7 protein-coding genes are annotated in these 6,498 nt (G+C 49.0%); 2 read left to right on the top strand and 5 right to left on the bottom strand.

Going from position 1 to position 6,498, the window contains the following annotated elements; genetic code table 11:
- Positions 1-205 precede the first annotated feature (205 nt).
- The 5 genes from lplA to KW828_RS12720 form a co-directional block, all read right to left on the bottom strand.
- A complete protein-coding gene (gene lplA / locus KW828_RS12740; protein ID WP_218336694.1) occupies positions 206-1,222 on the bottom strand; it encodes a lipoate--protein ligase LplA in 1,017 nt (338 codons plus the stop codon).
- A gap of 27 nt (positions 1,223-1,249) precedes the next feature.
- A complete protein-coding gene (locus KW828_RS12735) occupies positions 1,250-1,897 on the bottom strand; it encodes a YtjB family periplasmic protein (protein ID WP_218336693.1) in 648 nt (215 codons plus the stop codon).
- A 100-nt stretch (positions 1,898-1,997) separates the two neighbouring features.
- Positions 1,998-2,222, bottom strand: coding sequence for a type II toxin-antitoxin system RelB/DinJ family antitoxin (locus KW828_RS12730; RefSeq protein WP_218336692.1), 225 nt, complete (start codon positions 2,220-2,222; stop codon positions 1,998-2,000).
- 252 nt (positions 2,223-2,474) lie between these two features.
- Entirely contained in the window at positions 2,475-3,284 is an 810-nt protein-coding gene (locus KW828_RS12725) for a hypothetical protein (protein ID WP_218336691.1), read from the bottom strand.
- On the bottom strand, positions 3,284-4,174 hold the full coding sequence (locus KW828_RS12720) for an ion channel (protein WP_256350145.1): 891 nt from the start codon (positions 4,172-4,174) through the stop codon (positions 3,284-3,286). Before KW828_RS12720 ends, KW828_RS12725 begins: the two co-directional genes overlap by 1 nt.
- A gap of 617 nt (positions 4,175-4,791) precedes the next feature.
- Between KW828_RS12720 and KW828_RS12715 the strand changes: the two genes are divergently transcribed.
- Positions 4,792-5,244 (top strand): hypothetical protein, encoded by a 453-nt coding sequence (locus KW828_RS12715; protein WP_218336690.1) that lies wholly within the window; start codon positions 4,792-4,794, stop codon positions 5,242-5,244.
- A gap of 280 nt (positions 5,245-5,524) precedes the next feature.
- Complete coding sequence (gene serB / locus KW828_RS12710) at positions 5,525-6,496, top strand: phosphoserine phosphatase (RefSeq protein ID WP_218336689.1); 972 nt, start codon at positions 5,525-5,527, stop codon at positions 6,494-6,496.
- Positions 6,497-6,498: the final 2 nt, after the last annotated feature.

The raw sequence follows: 6,498 nt of genomic DNA, 5'->3' as shown, positions 1-6,498 counted from the left end.
AAGGACGAGGAGAAAAATTTGTGGCAAACTGTCTGTAAAGGCACGATGAGGTCTCTTCTGTATTGTTAGCGCAACCAGTAGATCACACTTCATCGTGCCTTTCATTTTTCTGGGGATACCTCAGCCCCATGGGAGAGGGAGAAGGGCAAGTCTGTGCTCGATCTCTCCCCTCTCCCTCCGGGAGAGGGCTAGGGTGAGGGGAAAATCACCGCACTGCCGTTGCAACCCACGCCGACAACTCCCGCAACTCTTTTTCCTGCTCCGGAAAATCCTCAATCAGCGCATCACACGCCAGCTGCAACCGATCGGCGCGATACAAACAGCCCTGTAAACGTGTTGCCAGCGCTTCTAATGGCGCAGGGTTCAGGCTGTCGGTAAAGACCTGCGTGCGGGTGATATGGCCTTTTTCCACGTCAAAATGCAGCTCCACGCCGCCCCAGGTAAAGCGCTCGTCCAGCAAATGGCTGAAGGCCGGGGCCTGACCAAAGTTCCACTCCCAGCTGCTCTGACGGGCAAAAGTTTCCGCGAAGTTCGGCAGATCCGGCGTTTTGTCCGGGGAGATGATCTCCGCCTTCACGCTTTCACCGTAGTGCTCGAAAAAGGCGCGGGTGACAGCCTCGCAGATCGCCTCATGGGTGATGCCGGGCAGCAGATCGACCAGGTTCGCCACCCGCCCGCGCACGGAGGTGATCCCTTTGGCCTGGAGCTTTTTCTTGTCCGGGTTCAGGTAGTTCGCGAGGCGACTGAGATCGGCATTCAGCAGCAGCGTACCGTGATGAAAGCCGCGATCCGGCGTCTCCCGGTAGGCGGAACCGGACACTTTACGGTCGCCGTCCGGGGTTTTCACCACCAGATCGTTACGCCCGGAGGCTTCCGCCGTTGCGCCAAGGGATCGCAGCGCGTTTAAGACGATGGCCGTGGAAGTGATTTTATCGTATTCCGGCTTACCCGCCATAAAGGTAAAGCAGGTATTGCCCAGATCGTGAAACACCGCGCCACCGCCGCTGCTGCGACGGGCCAGACGCACATGATCCTCTTCCATGCGCCGGGTATTACACTCTTTCCACGGGTTCTGCGCCCGGCCAATGACCACGGTATCCGCATTGCGCCACAAGAACAGCACGCGCTGGGTGGCGGGCATCTGGCGGAAAATGCACTCTTCCACCGCCAGGTTAAACCACGGATCGTAAGAGTCAGAAATCAATAAACGCAGGGTGGACATAGCCAGTCTCCTTGATACGGTGTCCCGTTACGGTTCCTTTTTATCACGCTCTTCTTCTTCCGGCACCGACTTGCTGGCCGTCAGCAGGAAGGGGGATTGCTGCCAGCGGGTGCGTTTGCCCTGCAACAGGGTGCGGGTCAGCACCACGCCGATGGCGAGGGAGAGCAGCAGCATCAGGCGTAAAATATTGGTGGTGTTATCGACCTGTTTTGCTTCGGTCGCCAGCGTATGGGTATCGAGCGTCAGACGCAGATAACCCAGCGGGCCATTTTTACCCGGCACCGGTTCGACAATTTGCTGGTTAAAATAGCCGCCCGCCTTTTTGCCATCCAGCGCCAGCCGGTCGCGCACATTGACGCTTTCACCCGCGCGGGCCACCAGATCGCCCTGTTCGTCATAGACGCCCGCATCCAGAATGCGGCTCTCGTCGGTTAACTGACGCAGGATCTGGCCGATACGTTTTTCGTCCGGCGTTTCACTGCGCATCAGCGGCGCGAGGTTGATGGTCACCTGACGCGCCAGCGTGCGGGCCAGCTCCTCAAGTTGCGGATTGCGCGCCCGCTGGTGGCTCTGGCTGAACCAGCTGGCCCCCTGCATCAGCGCCACCAGAAGGGCGAGACAGATCAAGACGATCACGGCGCGATGCAGCCGGAATTTTAATTTTGCGCGAGCCATAGTCTACCTGTTGAAATTTTTACGCTTCCGCTGCGGCATAATGGTCCGCGCTTTTGCCCCACATTCAGGGCGCGTTTGTTAACCTCTGCATAATACACCATCAGAAATCGTCCAGCTTCAGACGCCCGGACGCAGGATCGCGAAGGCGCTTTTTAATGATTTCAACGAGCGCCGCATCTTCATCACTTAACAGCGTTTGTTTGAACGGTAGCCGTTCGTTGTCAGCAATATACTCCAGCATCAGGCGAAGCGCCTCAGAAGGGGTGATGCCCATTTTTTGTAGCGCGGTATAGGCGCGTGCTTTGAGTTCATTGTCGATGCGCAAGGATACTACCCATAATTAAACCCTTGTGTAATGACAATCGTTAGTACGATTGTTGCATGGAGTTGGGGGAGGGCAAGGCGGTAGGGGATTGTCATTACGTGGAGTTAACTGTTTAATAGTTGTCCGCAATAAGCGTGCGTTTTGTTTGATAATTTCTTATAAGTATTTTCCATTACTTTAGCACCAAAGACCTACCGTATTTTTTCGTAATCTAATTTTTTGAAATAGAAATTACTCTGCATATTCATTTATTCAATGCCCACTGATTTTGAGTTTTATTATTTTTGTAATATCTGATTTAATGCAATTCTTATTATAATTATGAAGCTTGATTTTCTCTATAAATTTAGGATCGTTGTATTCACCATTAAGTATGGCTCTTTCAATAAACCTCTCGGCCCAATAGTCTTTCCTGTACATTTGTTCCCATTTTGTGTTTCCTCCATTTGTGAATTTGACAGTTTCCCCTAGAATTGACTGGCATGCGTTCTCAATATTTCTGATGGTTAACTTTTCTATTTTTTTTATATCTTTACGCCTGTAGGAATATTTTCCTTCCCGGATCAATAACATTGTTTCAATATGGTTTTGTGTTGCATGAAATCTTTCAATAGCATCTTCGTAACCGAATAAGTAGGTGCCATTTAAAGCGTTTTTACAGTAAGTGAAGTTTCTAAGGGAAACGTAAAGAACATCATACAACCACAATTTACCAACTAATGAATCCGGATACCAAATGATCTCCTTAATTAGAGCAGCTGTATTTATGAGGGAACATAAAATTTTTTCTTTTTGAGGACGATACCCTCTAAAAGAACTGGATAATTTTTTGTCACCATCCAAATATTTCGAATCAATATCCAAATGCGTTAGAAAAAGTGAGCCTTTCTGACGCATCTTTTTTATGGTATTCAAGGAATAATACATTATCTCACCATATATTTCGTTCAAGGCGATATAATTCGGTGGATTTTCTGACCAAATACATACTAAATCCCTGTCGCTATGGGTATTTGTATCACCACGAGCAACAGAACCGCATTCGAGGATTAAATAAGACATTATCTTACAATCCTCTTGACAACTATTGCCGTAACTACAGCAAACCATATCATTGAGATAAGAAGGAAAAATATTGTAATTGCCATAGGGAAGGCTTCGAATTCAGGTCCTATATCACCGTATCCAACAGTTGTAAATGAAACAACCGAAAAATATAGAGCCTTAAAGAAACTATTTTCATGTGTTTTAAGATGTCCATCGATGATGTACGCAAAGCTACTAATCATTATCAGGGTTATAACTAATGCGTTTTTAATCCCATAACCATAACCTAGAATATAGTCATATAAAAGACTCGTAATAAACTTCCCTAAATATCGCTTTTGACCGCGTAAAAATTCATATCTTCTATAAAAATGAAATTTTTTATCAGCGTACATCGCAAATTTTTCCTGATGCATATCTTTTGAATTTTTATATAGAGCTTGGAAAAGCCAAGCATTAACATTTGCCCAGTGCCAGTGCCACATCCATGAAAATTTAAAAGAAACTGGATCAATATAAGTTCTTATGAATTTTGTTTTATAAAAAGTACACTCTGAAAATGAGCATTTATGAAATTCACAGCTAGATATTTTACTACCATTAAATGAACAGTTTATGAAAGAACATCCAATGAATATATAGCTATCAATAATTGACTGAGAAAAAATACACTTGCTAAATGTTATATTTTTGACTCTTAGGTCTTTTTCGCTTTCTATTTTATCAGGAAAGCAAATTTGTGACAGATATATCTCATTGTTGTTAAGTTCATTTATAAAAACTTTATTTGAGATGCGTTCATTTATTTTTGGCAATGAAACATGGTCGTGTTTTTTCCAGTTCCATACTCGGATTAATGTTTCTTTAATGGCGCTCAAAATCAAAGTTGTTGTTTTCATATTCATTTTTAATCAGTTTGTTAGCGTGATTTAGTGCAAAAGGTTTAATTCGGTTGCTTCGTTGTGTAAATAATATCATATAAAATTACTTTAACAGATAGCCCCTTGCAGAAACATATAATTTCGTTACTTCTGCTTCAGGCACAAGGTCACCCTCTGAATCAATATCCACACTATTTCCATTACCAGCCAGCTATGAGGCAATATCACTCCCTGGCTGTCTTACCCTGCTGTAAAACTACGTTGACTCAAAACTAAACCAGTCAAGGATGCTCATATGCAACCCGTTTAAGGCTTGGATAGTGTGATCTCTTCTTTTAACCACCTTTGCGAGCCGCTACGCAAACCGTACCGCTAAATCCACTTGCCGTTGATCGACTCCGGCAGTAGCATCTTCCCGCACCTGCAAAATCAGGAGCCGGGATTAGCCTCCACGAATTGTTACAGGCGACATAATTTTTATGTCGTGCGTTCGGCTACACCTCAATGGTGGGCCGGGCGAGGGCGTCGAAAGACGCGCTGGTTTCCTGTAACACCAGTAAGGCTAACCTCGTCCGGTTCCGCCACCCGTGGGATTAGCCTCTCCGCTGGCGGAATATTAAACCGTTACAGGAGACTGCCATATGGCTACCATCCTCGATCAGTTGTACCCGTTACTTACCGTTCCTTTTACCGCAGACACCGATTTCACCGTGCTGGCGGATCACTGCGAGCACTTCGCCGAAGCGCTGATTGAAAGCGACGATCCGGCGCTGCGCCTCGCCATGTGCGGACGGCTGAATGCCTGCCTGATGCTGCTCCAGCCCACGCTGAATGAGGTGATACCGCCGCATCTGGTTGCGGCGCTCACGGTGGATACGCTGCCTGCGCAACCGCCCCGTTTTGAACCGGAATCTGACCTGTTATGCGAATACTGTCTGACGTTAACGCGCGTGCTCAACAGCCAGTCGCTGCCGCCGGACATGGAAAAAACCCTCACCGGCCTGCTCTGTGAACTGGTGTGGTATTTCACGGACATCATGAAAGCCCCGCGCTGGATGCGAACGCAGGCGTGTGTGCAAGAACTGGAAGCGTAGCGTAACGGTAAACGTCCTGCCGGGTTCCCTCTTTCCAGGCCCGGCAACACGGCACAATTCCACATGAAGCTGTTGCCAGAAGCGATGGTTACAAGGTAGCCTCATGCGTTATTTTCCTTATACCCGTCATACTTCAGGTTGCAGGTGTTGGCTTTCCTCGTTCGCCCCGGTCACTTACTTATGTAAGCCCCCGGGGATTCACTGCGTCGCCGCCTTCCTGCAATCCGAATTATTCAGGGTACAGACAATTTCCGACGCGAACGTGTAAACAGGAGCTTTAATGCTTAACAGTCTGACCTGGTGCGATCTGCCTGAAGAGGTTTCTCAGTGGCCCGGATTGCCGCTCTCGTTAAGTGGCGATGAGGTGATGCCGCTGGATTATCATGCTGGTCGCAGCGGCTGGCTGCTTTACGGTCGCGATCTGAATAAAGCGCGCCTGACGGAGTATCAGCGCAAACTAGGCGCGGCAATGGTAATTGTCGCCTCCTGGTGCGTGGATGAATATCAAGTGATCCGCCTGGCCGGTTCGCTGACGCCGCGCGCCACCCGTCTGGCGCACGATGCCGGGCTGGACGTTGCGCCGCTCGGCAAGATCCCGCACCTGAAAACGCCAGGATTGCTGGTGATGGACATGGACTCCACCGCCATCCAGATTGAATGCATTGATGAGATCGCCAAACTGGCGGGTACCGGCGAAATGGTGGCGGAAGTCACCGAACGCGCGATGCGTGGCGAGCTGGATTTCACCGAAAGCCTGCGCAGCCGCGTGGCGACCTTAAAAGGGGCCGATGCGAATATCCTGCGTCAGGTCCGTGATGACTTACCGCTGATGCCGGGCCTCACGCAGCTGGTGCTGAAACTGGAAGCGCTGGGCTGGAAAGTCGCCATTGCCTCCGGCGGCTTCACCTTCTTCGCCGATTACCTGCGCGAAAAGCTGCACCTGACGGCGGTGGTGGCCAACGAACTGGAAATCATGGACGGTAAGCTCACCGGCCATGTGCTGGGCGACATCGTGGATGCGCAGTACAAAGCGAAAACGCTGAAACGTTTGGCGGAAAAATATGAGGTTCCCTTTGAGCAGACCGTGGCGATTGGCGACGGTGCTAACGATCTGCCAATGATTAAAGCGGCAGGGCTGGGCATTGCCTATCATGCCAAGCCAAAGGTGAACGAAAAGACAGAAGTGACGATCCGTCACGCTGACCTGATGGGCGTGTTTTGCATCCTGTCAGGCAGCATGAATCAGAAATAACG

Source organism: Enterobacter sp. ENT03, assembly GCF_019218745.1.
GTDB lineage: Bacteria > Pseudomonadota > Gammaproteobacteria > Enterobacterales > Enterobacteriaceae > Enterobacter_D.
Note: the sequence above shows the minus strand (reverse complement) of the source record. Positions and strands in the feature narration are given on the sequence as shown.

Excerpts from the sequence above, each read along its gene's own strand:
- serB (WP_218336689.1), top strand. The coding sequence starts at position 5,525 with ATGCTTAACAGTCTGACCTGGTGCGATCTGCCTGAAGAGGTTTCTCAG.
- KW828_RS12735 (WP_218336693.1), bottom strand. The coding sequence starts at position 1,897 with ATGGCTCGCGCAAAATTAAAATTCCGGCTGCATCGCGCCGTGATCGTC.
- KW828_RS12720 (WP_256350145.1), bottom strand. The coding sequence starts at position 4,174 with ATGAATATGAAAACAACAACTTTGATTTTGAGCGCCATTAAAGAAACA.
- lplA (WP_218336694.1), bottom strand. The coding sequence starts at position 1,222 with ATGTCCACCCTGCGTTTATTGATTTCTGACTCTTACGATCCGTGGTTT.
- KW828_RS12715 (WP_218336690.1), top strand. The coding sequence starts at position 4,792 with ATGGCTACCATCCTCGATCAGTTGTACCCGTTACTTACCGTTCCTTTT.
- KW828_RS12725 (WP_218336691.1), bottom strand. The coding sequence starts at position 3,284 with ATGTCTTATTTAATCCTCGAATGCGGTTCTGTTGCTCGTGGTGATACA.